This is a genomic window from Agromyces soli (assembly GCF_022811605.1).
In the GTDB taxonomy this organism is placed as follows: Bacteria; Actinomycetota; Actinomycetes; order Actinomycetales; family Microbacteriaceae; genus Agromyces; species Agromyces soli.
The window spans coordinates 3,316,288-3,331,620 of record NZ_CP094533.1 but is presented as its reverse complement, the minus strand read 5'-3'; the positions used below and the strand labels follow the sequence as shown (position 1 = coordinate 3,331,620).

Sequence of the window (15,333 nt, the reverse complement as noted above, 5' to 3'; positions counted from 1 at the left end):
GAATCGAAACCTCGTGGCACACCACCTCTACCTCGTACGCCATGGCGAGCAGCTCGACGCCGAGCACGGCATGCCGGACGGACCGCTCTCGCCGAGGGGCCGCCGGCAGGCGGAACTGCTCGCCGAACGGCTCGGCGGCATCCCCTTCGACGCCGCCTGGCACTCGCCCCTGCAGCGTGCGGCGGAGACGGCGGGGATCGTCGCCGCGAAGCTCCCGGCGGTGACGCCCGAGCCCTCGGCCCTGCTCTTCGACTGCATCCCCTCGGGCCCCGCCCCCGAGACCCCCTCGGCGTACGCGCCGTTCTTCGGCGCCGTCACCGACGCCGAGATCGAGGCCGGCAGCGCGCAGATGGCCGACGCGGTGGCGGAGTTCCTCCGCTCGCACCGCGACGACCGGCACGAGCTGCTGATCACGCACAACTTCGTGATCGCGTGGTTCGTCCGCGAGGTCCTCGGCGCCCCGGACTGGCGCTGGGTGTCGATCAACCAGGCGAACTGCGGCCTCACGGTGCTCACGCAGAAGCCGGGCCGGCCGTGGAGCCTCGTCGTGCACAACGACCTCTCGCACCTGCCGCCCGAGCTGCGCACCGGCCTGCCCGAGCCCTACGCGCTCTGAGCGGGCGCCGAGCGCGAGCGACGGCGGGTCGGCCGGCGGGATGCCTCAGCCGAGGCGCTTGCCGAACCAGTCCGTCGCGTTCGGGTTCGCGTTGTACGGCTCGATCGGCGTGAAGCCGCTCGCGCGGTAGAGGCCGCCGGCCGCCTCGAGGCTCCGGTTGGTGTCGAGCACGAGCTCCTGCGCACCGAGTTCGCGAGCCCGCTGCTCGAGGGCGTCGAGCAGTCGCCGGCCCTCGCCGCCGCCACGCGCCGCCGGGGCGAGCCAGAGGTGCTTGACCTCGAAGCGGATCAGTTGATCGGGCTCGGGGGAGCGCTGGATGCGCCGCACGCCGCCGCAGCCGACCGCGTGCCCGTCCTCGCGGACGACGAGCAGGAAGGCGCCGGCCGGCGGGGCGAACTGGGCCGGATCCGGAAACGTCGGTCGGTACTCGCCCTGCTCGGGCGGGAAGCCCTCGGCCCGCTCGGCGAAGTACGCCGTGAGCATGGCCTGCGCGTCCGCGTCGGCGACGTCGACCTCTCGGTGCTGCAGCATGGGCCCAGCCTACGGCCGGCACGGCGACCGCCAGGCCGGGCGCCGGTCCGCCCGCGATAGGCTGGTCGGGTGACGATACGGGTCGCGGTGGCCGGGGCCACCGGCAAGATGGGACAGCTCGCGACGAGGCTCATCGAGGCCGCCGACGACCTCGAACTGCACGCCGGGCTCGACTCCCGTGCTCCGCTGAGCGCGCTCGACGGCGCCGACGTCGTGCTCGACGTCACCCACCCCGCCGCGAGCGCGGGCATCGTCGAGCACGCGGTCCGCGGCGGCATCCCCGTCGTCGTCGGCACCTCCGGCTGGTCGGCCGATCGCATCGTCGGCATCGAGCGGCTCGTCCGCGACACCGAGGGCGCGCGGGCCGTGCTCTTCGTCCCGAACTTCTCCATCGGCAGCGTGCTCGGCACCGCCTTCGCCGCGCTCGCCGCCCGGTTCTTCGACTCGATCGAGGTCGTCGAGGCGCACCACGCCGGCAAGGTCGACTCGCCCTCGGGCACCGCGGTGCGCACGGCCGAGCTGATGGGCGAGGCCCGCGCCGCCGCCGGCGAACCGCCGGTCGCCGCGCCGCACGTCGACCAGCGGGCCCGCGGGCAGCTGGTCGCCGGCATCCCCGTGCACAGCCTGCGCATGACCGGTCTCCTCGCCGAACAGCGGGTGCTCCTCGGCGGCGACGGCGAGACCCTGCAGATCACGCACTCGACCCTCTCCTCGAGCTCCTACGAGGCGGGCATCCTGCTCGCCCTGCGCCGCGCGCCCGGGGCGGAGGGCGTGAGCGTCGGGCTCGACGCCCTGCTCGAACTCGGGATCGGCGCGCGATGAGCGTGCGCATCGGCGCCGTCGTCATGGCGGTGCTGCTCGGCGTGTACCTCGTGCTCGTCGGCTGGCGGGCGGTGCAGTTCATCGGCACCGGCGAGCCCATCGCCGTCGCGATCGGCGTGGCCCTGCTCGTGCTGCCGCTGATCGGCGCCTGGGCGCTCTGGCGGGAGGTCCTCTTCGGCGCCCGCTCGCAGACCCTGATGACGACCCTCGCCGCGGAGGGCGGTACCGAGCTCGGGCTGCCGACGCTGCCGAGCGGTCGCCCGGAGCGGCAGGCCGCGACCGAGCGCTTCGACGAGTTCCGGCTCGCGGTCGAGGCCGAGCCCGAATCCTGGCGCGCCTGGCTGCGGCTCGGCCTCGTCTACGACGCCGCGGGCGACCGGCGGCGGGCCCGCCAGGCCGTTCGCCGGGCCATCGAGCTCTCCCGGGCCTGAACAGCCCGCGCGAGCCGAGCCGGCCGGTTCCGGCCGCGCGTCAGCGCGTCGGGGCGAGCATCGCGTCGAGCGCCGTCTCGACGGAGGGACGGGCGAAGCGGTAGCCGTCCGCCAGCAGCCGCTCCGGCACCGCGGCCTGGTCGGCGAGCAGCAGCTCGTCGGCGGCGACGCCGAGACCCAGCCGCAGGAACGGTGCAGGCACGGCGAGCACGTAGGGTCGCCGCATCCGCGTGGCGAGCGCCGCGAGCACATGATCGGCCGTGGCCGGCGCGGGGCCGACGAGGTTCACCGGGCCGTCGAGCTCGGAATCGAGCAGGTGCAGCATCGCGCCGATCTCGTCGTCGAGGGCGATCCAGGGCCAGTGCTGACGTCCGTCGCCGAGCCGGCCGGACAGCCCGAAGCGGGTGAGTCCGGCGATCCGGCGCATCGCCCCGCCGCGACCGACGACGATGCCGGAGCGCAGCAGCACGGTGCGCGTGCCGGCGGGGGCGCGGAGGGCCTCGGCCTCCCAGACGGCGACCACCTCGGCGAGGAAGCCCTCGCCGCGCTCGGCCGACTCCGGAAGCGTCTCGCCCGGTCGATCGCCGTAGGCGCCGACGGCCGAGGCGTTCAGCAGCGCCGCGGGCGGTGAGGCCGCCCGGCGCATCGCCTCGACGAGGGTGCGCGTGGCCGCGACCCGCGAGGCGACGATCTCGGCGCGGTAGCCGCGGGTCCAGGGCAGTCGCGCGAGCGACGCACCGGAGAGGTTCACGACCGCGTCGGCGCGCTCGATCTCCGCGAGGTCGATCTCGCCGCGCTCCGGCGCCCACGCGGACTCGTCGCCGGCGGACGCCGGGCGGCGCACCAGCCGGACGACCTCGTGCCCCGAGGCCCGCGCGCGGGCCACGAACTCGGTGCCGAGGAAGCCGGACGCACCGGCGACGAGGACGCGCACGATCAGGCCAGCTCGGCCTCGATGGTGATGGGGATGCCGGCGAGCGCCTGCGAGATCGGGCAGTTCTGCTTGGCGTCCTCGGCGAAGGTCTGGAACTCGGCTTCGCTGAGGCCCGGGACGCGCGCGCTCACGAGCAGGTGGCTGCCGAGCACGCCCTTGCCGGCCTCGAAGGTCACGGCGGCGGTGGTCTGGATGCTCTCGGGCTCGTGGCCGGCGCCGGAGAGCGCGTGCGAGAGGGCCATCGAGAAGCACGAGGAGTGCGCCGCGGCCAGCAGTTCCTCGGGCGTCGTCGTGGCGTCGGCGCCCTCCGAGCGGGCGCGCCAGTTCACGTTGAACTCGGCCAGCTTCGAGGAGTCGAGGCGGACGCTGCCGGAGCCGGCGACGAGGCTCCCGTTCCAGACGGTGGTGGATTCGCTCGTGACGGCCATGGGGTCCTCCTCTTCGCGCCGGGATCCGGCGTTCGTTCGGTGCGCCGGGCGTCTCACGATGCGGGCTCCGGCCTCGGGGGCCGGTGCCCGGCGCGCTGTTCGGCCGCCCGTCGGAGCTCGTCTTCGAGCCGGCACCCAGCCTAGCGAAGCGAGCCGGCGAGCGGACGGGCCGGGCGGATCACCCGGGCCCGGATCAGCAGCAGATACAGCTGGCAGCCGAGGCAGAATCCGAACGCGGCGTTCAGGAACGCGGCGAGGAACGCGGCGGCCGCCGCGATCGGGACCGCGAGCGGGAGGCCGACGGCGCCGAGCACCACGCCCGCGCCGGCGACGAGGAGGCCGACGCCCTGGGCGAAGGCCGGCGGGCGCGGGTCCTCGAGCTCGGCGGGCGGCGCGAGCCGCGGGCGGACGAGGCGCCGGTAGAGCACCCCGAACGGATGCCGGGCGACCCCGGCGATGGCGCCCCACGCGAAGAGCAGCGCGAGCGCCGCGAGCAGCAGCCATGCGGCGAGCTCGGCGCCGGCGAGGCCGAGCACGACGTCGACGAGGAGCAGCGCCGCGGTGATCGCGGCGCTGAAGCGCGGTCCGCGGGGATCGATGGCGGCGGGTTCAGTGCTGGACACGGGTCCTCCTGGTGAGCGAGTCGAGCAGCCGGGCGAGCTCCTCGATGCGAGGCGGCCCGCCGATGCGGGCGCGCTGCCGGCCGGCGCCGTCGTACACGAGCGTGGTCGGCGTCTGCAGCACGGCGAAGCGCGCCGCGAGCTCCGGTTCGTCGGTGAGATCGATCTCGAGGTGCCGCACGCCCTCGGTCTCCGCGGCGAGGGCCCCGAGCTGCCTGGCGGTGCCGGGGCAGCGGCTGCAGAGCGCGGTGGAGAACTGCACGAGGGTCGCCCGCTCGCCGAAGGCGGCGGCCTCCACGCCGAGCGCAGCGGCCGCCGTCGAGGCATCCGTGCCGCCGGAGGCGACGACCACCCGGCCGCTGCGGGCGCGCAGCACGAAGCCGAGCGCCGTCGCCGCGCCGAGCAGCGCGAGGGCCACGAGGAGCGCCGCGGTCCAGTTCATGCGGCGATGCTAGGCGCGCAGGAACCGGCCCGCGAGCATGTTGCGCCGGGTGACGCAGCGTGACGTCCGGCGGCTCAGCGCGGCACGCCCGCGACCCCCGGTTCCGGGGCTAGCATCGAGGGGTGGCAGCCGCGATCCCGACCCCGTACGAAGACCTGCTCCGCGACGCGCTCGAGCACGGCACGCACAAATCCGATCGCACCGGCACGGGCACGACCAGCGTGTTCGGCCGGCAGATCCGCTTCGACCTCGCGCAGGGATTCCCGCTGATCACCACGAAGCGCGTGCACTTCAAGTCGATCGCGTACGAGCTGCTCTGGTTCCTCCGCGGCGACTCGAACGTGCGCTGGCTGCAGGAGCACGGCGTCACCATCTGGGACGAATGGGCCGACGCCGAGGGCGAGCTCGGTCCCGTCTACGGCGTGCAGTGGCGCTCCTGGCCGACGCCCGGCGGCGAGCACATCGACCAGATCGCCCAGGTGATCGAACAGATCCGCCAGACGCCCGACTCGCGCCGGCTCATCGTCTCAGCATGGAACCCGGCCGACATCCCCGACATGGCGCTCGCGCCGTGCCACGCGATGTTCCAGTTCTACGTCGCCGACGGCAAGCTGTCGTGCCAGCTGTACCAGCGCAGCGCCGACCTCTTCCTCGGCGTGCCGTTCAACATCGCGTCCTACGCCCTGCTCACGCTCATGGTCGCCCAGCAGACGGGGCTCGAGCCCGGCGACTTCGTCTGGACGGGCGGCGACTGCCACATCTACGACAACCACCTCGAGCAGGTGCGCACCCAGCTCGAACGCGAGCCGTACCCCGCTCCGACGCTGCGCTTCGCGCGCACGCCCGAGTCGATCCTCGACTACGAGTACGACGACTTCGTGGTCGAGGGCTACGAGCACCACCCGGCCATCCGCGGCGCGGTCGCGGTATGAGCGACGCCTCCGCCGCGTCGGCGGCCGGTGTGCGCATCGGGCTCGTCTGGGCCGAGGCCCACGGCGGCGTGATCGGCGCCGGCGGCGGCATGCCCTGGCACGTGCCGGAGGACCTGGCGCACTTCAAGGCGGTGACGCTCGGCGCGCCGGTCGTCATGGGGCGCAAGACCTGGGACTCGCTGCCCGAGCGCTTCCGGCCGCTGCCCGGCCGGGCGAACGTCGTCGTGACGCGGCAGGCCGAGTGGTCGGCCGACGGCGCGCAGCGGGCCGGCTCGCTCGACGAGGCGCTCGCGCTCGCCGCGGAGGGCACGGCGGCCGACGCGGATGCCTCGGCCGAGGCCGTCCGCGTCTGGGTCATCGGCGGCGGTGAGCTCTTCCGGCAGGCGCTGCCGCGCGCCGATCGACTGGAGGTCACCGAGCTCGACCTCGAGGTCGCGGGCGACGCCTTCGCTCCCGAGCACGGCGCCGAGTGGCGGCTCACGGCCGTCGAGCCCGACGAAGCGGGGAACGGATCCGAGGCGGGCTGGCACTCCTCCCGCTCCGGCATCCGCTACCGCTTCCTCGCCTTCGAGCGCTGAGCCCGCCCGGCTGCGCGCCCAGCTCCGCCCGTGCCCCCAGGCCCGCCCGTGCGCCCCGCAACGGATCGGCGGCGACGGCCGCGAAGCGCAACGGAACGTCGCGCGGCGCGCGGAACCGATAGCCTGGAGGGCGTGACTCAGGAAAACCCCTTCGGACAAGTGCTCGTCGCGCTCGTCACGCCGATGACGGCGGACGGCGAAGTCGATTGGCCCGGGGTCGAGAAGCACATCGACGACGTCATCTCGAACGGTGCCGACGGCATCGTCGTCACGGGCACCACGGGCGAGACCTCGACGCTGACCGACCCCGAGAAGCTGCGGCTCGTCGAGGTCGGCAAGGACGTCGCGGCGGGCCGCGCGAAGATCATCACCGGCGGCGGCTCGAACGAGACCGCGCACGCCATCGAGCTGTACCAGCACAGCGAGAAGGCCGGCGCCGACGGCATCATGATCGTCACGCCGTACTACAACAAGCCGACCCAGGCCGGCATCCTCACGCACTTCCGCATGGTCGCCGACGCCACCGACCTTCCGGTCATCCTCTACGACATCCCCGGTCGCACGGGCGTGCCGATCACCTACGAGACGATCCTGCGGCTCGCGAAGCACCCGAACATCCTCGCCGTGAAGGACGCGAAGGGCGACTTCAGCGAGGTCAGCCGGGTGCTGAACCAGACCGATCTCATGTACTTCTCCGGCGACGACGCGAATGTGCTCCCGCACCTCGCGATCGGGGCGACCGGCCTCATCGGCGTCACCGCGAACATCGCGCCGGCGCCCTACCGGGCCATCGTCGACGCCGTGAACCGGGGCGACCTCGCCGCGGCGACGGCCGAGCACCAGCGCCTCGAGCCGCTCGTTCGTGCGACGATGACGCACGTGCCGGGCACCGTGGCGGCCAAGTACATCCTGCACGGCCTCGGCCGCATCGGCAGCCCGCGCGTGCGCCTGCCGCTCGTCGGGCCCGAGGAGTGGGAGGCCGCCCTCATCGAGGACGAGATCGCGCTCGTCCAGGGCGTGCCCGGCGCCGACTTCCACAACTTCCGCCCCGATCGCAACGCCGCCGCCGGCGGCGCCCTGCCGAAGATCGCGGGCACCACGCGCTGAACGGCGCACCGAGACATCCGCTGGGCCGCGCGGCCCGCACCGTCAACTGAACATCAACACGAAGGAGGGCCTATGCCCGACGTCTTTGCACCCGCCACGCTCGAGGCGGGCACGCTCCGCGTGATCCCGATCGGCGGCCTCGGCGAGGTCGGCCGCAACATGACGAGCTTCGAGATCGACGGCAAGATCCTGATCGTCGACTGCGGCGTGCTCTTCCCGGAGGAGCACCAGCCCGGCGTCGACCTCATCCTGCCCGATTTCGGCTTCCTCGAGGACCGCCTCGGCGACATCGTCGGGGTCGTGCTGACGCACGGCCACGAGGACCACATCGGCGCCGTGCCCTACCTCCTGAAGCGCCGCGCGGACATCCCGCTGATCGGCTCGACGCTGACCCTCGCGCTCGTCGAGGCGAAGCTCAAGGAGCACCGCATCCAGCCGTACAGCCTCACCGTGCGCGAGGGGCAGCGCGAGACGCTCGGCCCCTTCGACCTCGAGTTCGTCGCGGTGAACCACTCGATCCCCGACGCGCTCGCCGTCGCGATCAAGACCCGGGCGGGCAGCGTGCTGGCCACCGGCGACTTCAAGATGGACCAGCTGCCGCTCGACGGCCGCCTCACCGATCTGCGCGACTTCGCTCGCCTCGGCGAGGAGGGCATCGACCTGTTCATGGTCGACTCGACGAACGCGGATGTCCCGGGCTTCACGCCGCTCGAGCGCGAGATCGGCCCGGTCCTCGACCAGGTGATCTCGCGGGCCACGAAGAAGGTCGTCGTGGCGAGCTTCTCGAGCCACGTGCACCGTGTGCAGCAGGTGCTCGACGCGGCGCACGCGAACGGCCGCCGGGTCGCGCTCCTCGGCCGCAGCATGGTGCGCAACATGACCATCGCCGCCGAGCTCGGCTACCTGAAGGTGCCGGACGGCGTGCTCGTCGACTACAAGAAGGCCGGCGACATCCCCGACGAGCGGATCGTCTACATGTCGACCGGCTCGCAGGGCGAGCCGATGGCCGTGCTCAGCCGCATGGCGAACCGCGACCACCAGATCGAGATCGAGCAGGGCGACACCGTCATCCTCGCCTCGAGCCTCATCCCCGGCAACGAGAACGCCGTCTACCGCGTCATCGACGGGCTCACGAAGCTCGGCGCGAACGTCGTGCACAAGGGCAACGCCCGGGTCCACGTCTCGGGCCACGCCGCGGCCGGCGAGCTGCTGTACTGCTACAACATCCTGAAGCCGCGCAACGTGCTGCCGATCCACGGCGAGTACCGGCACCTCGTCGCGAACGCGAAGCTCGCGCGCGACACGGGCATCCCGGAGCGCAACACCTTCATCGGCGAGAACGGCACCGTCTTCGACCTGAAGGACGGCGAGGTGCGCGTCGCGGGCCAGCTCGATCTCGGCTTCGTCTACGTCGACGGCTCCACGGTGGGCGAGATCACCGACGCCGACCTCAAGGACCGCCGCATCCTCGGCGAGGAGGGCTTCATCTCGGTCATCGTCGTCGTCGACGCCGCGACCGGACGGGTCATCTCCGGGCCGGAGATCCACGCCCGCGGCTTCGCCGAGGACGACGCGGTCTTCGAGGACGTGAAGCCGAAGATCGTCGGCGCCCTCGCGGATGCCGCGCAGAACGGCGTGCGCGATGCGTACGGGCTGCAGCAGATCGTGCGCCGCACGCTCGGCACCTGGGTGAACCGGCGGCTGCGCCGGCGCCCGATGCTCGTGCCGCTCGTGATCGAGGCGTAGCCCGCCGCCGTCCCGCTCCGCTCGCACCGCCCGTGGCTCCGGCCCGGGCGGTGCGAGCCGTTTCGGCGAGCCCGGCAGTGCGGGCGGCGCCTCCGCGACAGCGCGGTGGCGGGATCGCGACACCCGCTCGGGGTTTTCCCGGATTCATCCCCGAGAGGTACGAAGCGGAGCCGATTCACCCCATAAGGTGGTCCAGTGCCCGGGGGACGGGCCGAAGGATTGGGGTGTCGTGGGCGTCTGGCGCAAGTGGATCTTTCCGATCATCCGGGTGGTGCTCGTCGCGGTCGTCGCAGTGGCGCTCGTGAAGCTGGCCTTCTTCCCGGACCGGGCGGAGGATGACGCGGCGCTGCAGCCGGGCGGCAGCCTCACCCAGCCCCAGGTCGTCGTCTCGACCGGCACAATCACGAACGATCTCGTGCTGAGCGGCACGGTGAACGCCGACGCCGCCGTCACCGTCAAGGCCACCGGCACAGGCACGGTCGACGAGATCTTCATCGGCGCGGGCAGCACCGTGACCAAGGGCGACAAGATCTTCGACATCAAGGTCGAGGACCCGCCCGCGATGGTCGAGGAGCCGGGGCCCGACGGGCAGCCGATGCAGGTGCCCGCGGAACCGACGTTCCACTTCGAGAAGGTCTTCGCGCCGGCGAACGGCGTGCTCAGCTCGCTCGACGTCATCGAGGGCCAGCCCGTCACGACCGGGGCCGCGGCGGGCAAGGTCGCCCCGCCGTCCTTCAACGTGACGGCGACGCTGAGCCCGGAGCAGCAGTACCGGCTCACGCAGCAGCCGAGCGAGGCGACGGTGGCGATCACCGGCGGCCCTGCGCCGTTCGTCTGCACCGGCCTCACCATCGGCACGCCGCAGACCGGCGGCGGCGACGGCGGCGAGGAGAGCGGCGGTCAGGGCGAGGGCACCGCGACGGCGGCGACGGTGCGCTGCGCGGTCCCCGGCGACGTGCGCGTCTTCCCGGGCCTCGCCGCCGAGGTGACGATCCAGGCCGGCTCGGCCGAGAACGTGCTCATCATCCCCACGACCGCCGTGAAGGGCGGGGCGGAGACCGGCGTCGTGTGGCTCGTCGACGCCGAGGGCGCGCAGACCGAGCAGAACGTGAAGCTCGGTCTCAGCGACGGCAGCCAGGTGGCGGTCGCCGAGGGCCTCGCCGAGGGCGACACGATCCTCGAGTTCGTCCCGGGTGCTCCGGCCGTCGTGCCGGGCATGGAGGGCTGCGAGCTCCTGCCCGACGGCAGCCAGGTGTGCCTCGGATGAGACTCGTCGAGGCCGTCGACGTCGGCCGCACGGTGCAGATCCCCGACGCCGAGCCGCTGACGATCCTCCGGGGCGTCGAGCTCACCGTCGAGGCGGGGGAGCGGGTGTCGATCGTGGGACGCAGCGGGTCCGGCAAGTCCACGCTGCTCAACCTGCTCGGGCTCATCGACAGCCCGACCGAGGGCGAGCTGCGCATCCTCGGCGAGGACGCCGCACGGCTCCGCGGCGCCCGGCGCGACCGCATGCGCGGGCAGGAGATCGGCTTCGTCTTCCAGCAGTTCAACCTGCTTCCGGGGCGGACGGCGCTCGAGAACGTCCAGACGCCGCTGCTCTACGCCGGTGGCGCCTCCTTCTGGCGTCGTGAGCGGATCGCGCGCGAGATGCTGGGGCGGGTCGGCCTCGGCGAGCGCACCGACGCGAAGCCCGAGCGCCTCTCCGGAGGCGAGCAGCAGCGCGTCGCCATCGCCAGGGCGCTCGTGCGCCGCCCCCGGCTGATCCTCGCCGACGAGCCGACCGGCGCCCTCGACCTCGAGACGGGAAGCACGGTGATGGAGCTCATCGAGGAGGTCGCGGCCGAGACCGACGCCGCCCTCGTCACGATCACGCACGACCCGGCGATCGCGCGCCGCGCGGACCGTCACCTGCGGCTGAGCGAGGGGCGCCTCGTGCCCCTCGACGAGCCGGTGCCCGCCGGGAGCGCCGCATGAACGCGCTCGCGCGGCTCGGCACGGGCTTCGTCAGCGCCGTCGTCGAGGCGATGGAGGAGCTGCGCATCCACCGGGGGCGCGTGCTGCTGTCGCTCGTGGGCGTCGCGGTGGCCGTGTGCGCCCTGGCGACCGTCGTCGGGGCCGGCGCGGTCGCCGAGCAGGGCGTCCGCGAGTCCTCCGAGCGCGGGGGCGGTCGCGCCGCGACGGCGACCTTCAACGTCAATGCGGCGACGCCGCCCGATCCGGTGCAGGTCGGCACGGCCTGGAACGAGGTCCTCGAACGCTACGGCGTCGCGTACGGCACGCGGCTCAGCTACGGCGAGATGCTCGTGCAGTTCACCGACGGCGCCGTGACCGTCCCCGTGCAGGCCGTCGATCCGGCGTACGGCATCATCCACCGGGTGCGCGTGAGCGAGGGCGCCTGGTTCGACGAGACCGACGCGGAACGGCTCGCCCCCGCCGTCGTGATCAGCGAAGCCTTCTGGGACCGGCTCGGGCGACCGCCGCTCGCGACGCACCCGACGGTGGAACTCCTCGGCGAGGGCGGCCGCACTGCGGTCGTCGTCGGGGTCACGCCGCGCAACGGCGAGTGGGACACCGAGCCGAGCGCGTTCATCCTCGCCGACGCATACGCGTCGTTGCCGGTGCCGGGCGGAACGGGCTCGTCGATGATGGGCAGCCTGCTGCCGAGCTTCGAGGCGTGGATCGACCAGAACCAGGCCGACCCGATCATCGAGGCGATCCGCCGCGACTTCGCGGCCGCGCTCGGCGACGGGGTCCAGGTCGACGGGTTCCGCACCGACTACGCCGCCTTCGGCGAGGACCCGCTGCTCTTCGTCAAGCTGCTCGTCATCGGGGTCGCGGTGATCATCCTTCTGCTCGGCGCGCTCGGGCTCGTGAACATCGCCCTCGTGACGGTGCGCACCCGCATCCGCGAGATCGGCATCCGGCGCACCTTCGGCGCGACCGCCGGCCGAGTGTTCTTCGCCGTGATGATGGAGAGCGTGGTCGGCACCTTCGTGGCCGGCGTCGTCGGCGTCGGCGTCGCGATCCTGATCGTGCGCAGCCCGCTGATGAGCATGCTGCTCGGCGGCGGGGAGCTCGAAGACCTCCCCGGCTTCCCGATCGAGGCCGCGGTGATCGGGCTCGGCTCCGCAGTGCTCGTCGGAGCGCTCGCCGGCCTCCTGCCGGCCTTCGCGGCCATCCGCGTGCGGGTCATCGACGCGATCCGGTTCTGAGCGTGCGCACGCGGATCCGGAACATTCCCGCGCAGCTGCCGGCCGGTGACGGCGGGCGGCCGTAGCCTGGTGGGCATGGCAACGAGCACGAAGTCGACGGGCCGTGCCTCGGGTACCTCGACCCGCGGCGCCGCCGCGCGCACTGCCCCGACGAAGAAGCTGCCCGCCGCGACGGCCAAGCAGAGCAAGGCCGCGCAGGCGAAGGCCGCGCAGCCCGAGGGTCCGAACCTGCTCGTGCGGGCGTGGATGGGGCTCGCCCACGTGGCCGGCGGGGCCGCTCGCGCGCTGGGTCCGGAGACGCTGCAGAAAGAGGAGCGCCGCGACGGGCTGCCCTTCTTCCTGGTGCTCCTCGCCATCGCGGGCGCCGTGATCGAGTGGTTCCTCATCAACGACCCCGTGGCGCAGACGCTCGATGCGTGGAGCTTCGGCGCCCTGTTCGGCCGGGTCGCCTTCGCGCTGCCGATCATCATGCTGCTGTTCGCGGTCTGGCTGTTCCGCCACCCGAGCTCGGTGCACGACAACACCCGCATCGGCATCGGCCTGGCGCTGCTCCTCGTCACCGTGGCGGCGCTCTGCCACATCTTCGGCGGGCAGCCCGATCCGAGCGAGGGCATCATGGCGCTCGCGAAGGCCGGCGGCGTCCTCGGCTGGACGCTCGCGCAGCCCCTGATCTTCCTGATCACGCCGATCGGCGCGACCGCCGTCGTGATCCTGCTGCTCATGCTGGCCCTGCTCATCATGACGAAGACCCCGCCGAACCGCATCGGCGCGCGCGTCCGCGAGCTCTACGTCTGGCTCTTCGGCGCACCGGAGGCCGACCCCGTCGAGGCGGCGCCCGAGGCGAAGCCGAGCCGCCGCAAGAAGGAGCGCAGCGAGCCGGTCGAGCTCGACGGACTCGACGACGACGAGGAATCGAGTGCGAGCGGCCTCGTCCCCTGGTGGCGGCGCAACAGCTCGAACCGCGAAGAGGACCCGAGCTTCGAGGCTCCCGGCGTCGACGGCCTGACCGAGGTGTTCGGGCCCGGCTCGGCCGACGGCAGCTTCGAGTCGGCCATCGAGGGCGACGGCTACGACGCCGAGGTGATCGGCGAGCTCGAGCGCGCCGAGTCCGCGGTGGCTCGTTTCACGGGCGAGGTGCCGCACGGCGGCACGGGGCTCCGGGGCGACGACGCGGGCGCGACCGCCGTGCTGGAGCCGCTTCCCGGCCTCGACGACGAGCCTGGGGCCGACGCGGTGCCCGGGCTCGTGCCCGACGAGGCCGCCGAGCCGCAGCCCGACCGCCCCTACCACCTGCCCGCCTCCTCGACGCTCGCGGCGGGTGCCCCGGCGAAGACGCGGTCCCAGGCCAACGACGACGTGGTCCGCGCGATCACGGGCGTGCTCGAGCAGTTCTCGGTCGATGCGAAGGTCACCGGCTTCTCGCGCGGCCCGACCGTGACCCAGTACGAGATCGAACTCGGGCCCGGCGTCAAGGTCGAACGGGTCACCGCGCTGTCGAAGAACCTGTCCTACGCGGTCGCGTCGAACGAGGTGCGCATCCTCTCGCCGATCCCCGGCAAGAGCGCGATCGGCGTCGAGATCCCGAACGCCGACCGTGAGATCGTGACCCTCGGCGACGTGCTGCGGGCGCCGGCCGCGGCGAACGCGAAGCACCCGATGACGATCGGCGTCGGCAAGGACGTCGGCGGCGGCTACGTCGTCGCGAACCTCGCGAAGATGCCGCACCTCCTCGTCGCCGGCTCCACCGGCTCGGGCAAGTCGAGCTTCGTGAACTCCATGATCACGAGCCTCCTGATGCGGGCGAAGCCGAGCGACGTGCGCATGGTGCTCATCGACCCGAAGCGCGTCGAGCTCGCCCCCTACGCGGGCGTCCCGCACCTCATCACGCCCATCATCACGAACCCGAAGAAAGCGGCCGAGGCGCTGCAGTGGGTCGTCAAGGAGATGGACATGCGGTACGACGACCTCGCGTCGTTCGGGTTCCGCCACATCGACGACTTCAACAAGGCCGTCGTCAACGACGAGATCGTGCTGCCGGCGGGCAGCGAGCGGGTGCTGAAGCCGTACCCGTACCTCCTCGTCGTCGTCGACGAGCTCGCCGACCTCATGATGGTCGCCCCGCGCGACGTCGAGGACTCGATCGTCCGCATCACGCAGCTCGCCCGCGCCTCGGGCATCCACCTGGTGCTGGCGACCCAGCGCCCCTCGGTCGACGTCGTGACCGGCCTCATCAAGGCGAACGTCCCGTCGCGGCTCGCGTTCGCGGTGACGAGCGTCACCGACTCGCGCGTCATCCTCGATCAGCCGGGCGCCGACAAGCTCATCGGTCAGGGCGACGGCCTGTTCCTGCCGATGGGGGCGTCGAAGGCGCTCCGCGTGCAGGGCGCGTGGGTGAGCGAGGCCGAGATCGAGCGCGTCGTCTCGCACGTCACGCGGCAGGCGCGACCCGACTACCGTCAGGACGTGCAGGCCGCGGTCGAGCGCAAGGAGATCGACTCCGATATCGGCGACGACCTCGAGCTGCTGCTCGCGGCGGCCGAGCTGGTGGTGTCGACGCAGTTCGGCTCGACCTCGATGCTGCAGCGCAAGCTCCGCGTCGGCTTCGCGAAGGCCGGGCGGCTCATGGACCTCCTCGAGTCCCGCGAGATCGTCGGTCCGTCCGAGGGCTCGAAGGCGCGCGACGTGCTCGTGACCGCCGAGCAGCTGCCCGGCGTGCTCGCCAAGCTCCGCGGCGAGCCGTCGGGGCCGGCGCCCGCCGCGGCACCGGCTGCCGCGCCCGCCGCCGCGGCTGCGCCGCCGCAGGCCGCGCCGCAGGTGGACGACCGCTACGACGATCCGGTCGGCCGCATCCCCGAGGGCCTCGAAGAGGTCGAGGCGGAGGACGACGAGGATGCCTGGGGCCTCACCGGTCGCGACTGACCGGGTAGCCTTGGC

At 73.0% G+C, this 15,333-nt stretch carries 16 protein-coding genes; 11 read left to right on the top strand and 5 right to left on the bottom strand.

What is annotated here, in order from left to right:
• The first annotated feature begins 13 nt into the window (after window positions 1-13).
• Window positions 14-616 (top strand): histidine phosphatase family protein, encoded by a 603-nt coding sequence (locus MTP13_RS16000; RefSeq protein ID WP_243568656.1) that lies wholly within the window; start codon window positions 14-16, stop codon window positions 614-616.
• A gap of 45 nt (window positions 617-661) precedes the next feature.
• Here the strand turns inward: MTP13_RS16000 and MTP13_RS15995 are convergent, their stop codons facing one another.
• Complete coding sequence (locus MTP13_RS15995; protein WP_243568655.1) at window positions 662-1,147, bottom strand: GNAT family N-acetyltransferase; 486 nt, start codon at window positions 1,145-1,147, stop codon at window positions 662-664.
• Window positions 1,148-1,216: 69 nt separating this feature from the next.
• On the opposite strand from MTP13_RS15995, the gene dapB reads away from it, so the two are divergent.
• The gene (dapB, locus tag MTP13_RS15990) at window positions 1,217-1,969 is read left to right on the top strand and encodes a 4-hydroxy-tetrahydrodipicolinate reductase (RefSeq protein WP_243568654.1); all 753 of its coding nucleotides are present in this window, start codon (window positions 1,217-1,219) and stop codon (window positions 1,967-1,969) included.
• Entirely contained in the window at window positions 1,966-2,400 is a 435-nt protein-coding gene (locus tag MTP13_RS15985; protein ID WP_243568653.1) for a hypothetical protein, read from the top strand. Before dapB ends, MTP13_RS15985 begins: the two co-directional genes overlap by 4 nt.
• Window positions 2,401-2,440: 40 nt before the next feature.
• Here the strand turns inward: MTP13_RS15985 and MTP13_RS15980 are convergent, their stop codons facing one another.
• From MTP13_RS15980 to MTP13_RS15965, 4 genes are all read right to left on the bottom strand, one after another.
• Window positions 2,441-3,334, bottom strand: a complete 894-nt coding sequence (locus MTP13_RS15980) for a TIGR01777 family oxidoreductase (protein WP_243568652.1) — start codon at window positions 3,332-3,334, stop codon at window positions 2,441-2,443.
• A 2-nt stretch (window positions 3,335-3,336) separates the two neighbouring features.
• Window positions 3,337-3,762, bottom strand: a complete 426-nt coding sequence (locus tag MTP13_RS15975) for an OsmC family peroxiredoxin (RefSeq protein ID WP_243568651.1) — start codon at window positions 3,760-3,762, stop codon at window positions 3,337-3,339.
• Window positions 3,763-3,902: 140 nt separating this feature from the next.
• Window positions 3,903-4,385: a DUF4395 domain-containing protein gene (locus MTP13_RS15970; RefSeq protein ID WP_243568650.1), complete on the bottom strand. Its 483-nt coding sequence runs from the start codon at window positions 4,383-4,385 to the stop codon at window positions 3,903-3,905.
• On the bottom strand, window positions 4,372-4,824 hold the full coding sequence (locus MTP13_RS15965) for a TlpA family protein disulfide reductase (protein WP_243568649.1): 453 nt from the start codon (window positions 4,822-4,824) through the stop codon (window positions 4,372-4,374). Before MTP13_RS15965 ends, MTP13_RS15970 begins: the two co-directional genes overlap by 14 nt.
• A 122-nt stretch (window positions 4,825-4,946) precedes the next feature.
• On the opposite strand from MTP13_RS15965, the gene MTP13_RS15960 reads away from it, so the two are divergent.
• The 8 genes from MTP13_RS15960 to MTP13_RS15925 all read left to right on the top strand — a co-directional run bounded on the left by MTP13_RS15960 (window position 4,947) and on the right by MTP13_RS15925 (window position 15,318).
• Window positions 4,947-5,756, top strand: coding sequence for a thymidylate synthase (locus MTP13_RS15960; RefSeq protein WP_243568648.1), 810 nt, complete (start codon window positions 4,947-4,949; stop codon window positions 5,754-5,756).
• Entirely contained in the window at window positions 5,753-6,334 is a 582-nt protein-coding gene (locus MTP13_RS15955; protein WP_243568647.1) for a dihydrofolate reductase, read from the top strand. The genes MTP13_RS15960 and MTP13_RS15955 overlap by 4 nt, the downstream gene beginning before the upstream one ends.
• 183 nt (window positions 6,335-6,517) lie before the next feature.
• A complete protein-coding gene (gene dapA / locus MTP13_RS15950) occupies window positions 6,518-7,441 on the top strand; it encodes a 4-hydroxy-tetrahydrodipicolinate synthase (protein ID WP_243570867.1) in 924 nt (307 codons plus the stop codon).
• A gap of 72 nt (window positions 7,442-7,513) precedes the next feature.
• On the top strand, window positions 7,514-9,187 hold the full coding sequence (locus MTP13_RS15945; RefSeq protein WP_243568646.1) for a ribonuclease J: 1,674 nt from the start codon (window positions 7,514-7,516) through the stop codon (window positions 9,185-9,187).
• A gap of 229 nt (window positions 9,188-9,416) precedes the next feature.
• Entirely contained in the window at window positions 9,417-10,454 is a 1,038-nt protein-coding gene (locus MTP13_RS15940) for an efflux RND transporter periplasmic adaptor subunit (protein WP_243568645.1), read from the top strand.
• A complete protein-coding gene (locus tag MTP13_RS15935) occupies window positions 10,451-11,161 on the top strand; it encodes an ABC transporter ATP-binding protein (protein WP_243568644.1) in 711 nt (236 codons plus the stop codon). Before MTP13_RS15940 ends, MTP13_RS15935 begins: the two co-directional genes overlap by 4 nt.
• On the top strand, window positions 11,158-12,399 hold the full coding sequence (locus MTP13_RS15930) for an ABC transporter permease (RefSeq protein ID WP_243568643.1): 1,242 nt from the start codon (window positions 11,158-11,160) through the stop codon (window positions 12,397-12,399). The genes MTP13_RS15935 and MTP13_RS15930 overlap by 4 nt, the downstream gene beginning before the upstream one ends.
• 75 nt (window positions 12,400-12,474) lie before the next feature.
• On the top strand, window positions 12,475-15,318 hold the full coding sequence (locus MTP13_RS15925) for an FtsK/SpoIIIE family DNA translocase (protein ID WP_243568642.1): 2,844 nt from the start codon (window positions 12,475-12,477) through the stop codon (window positions 15,316-15,318).
• Window positions 15,319-15,333: the final 15 nt, after the last annotated feature.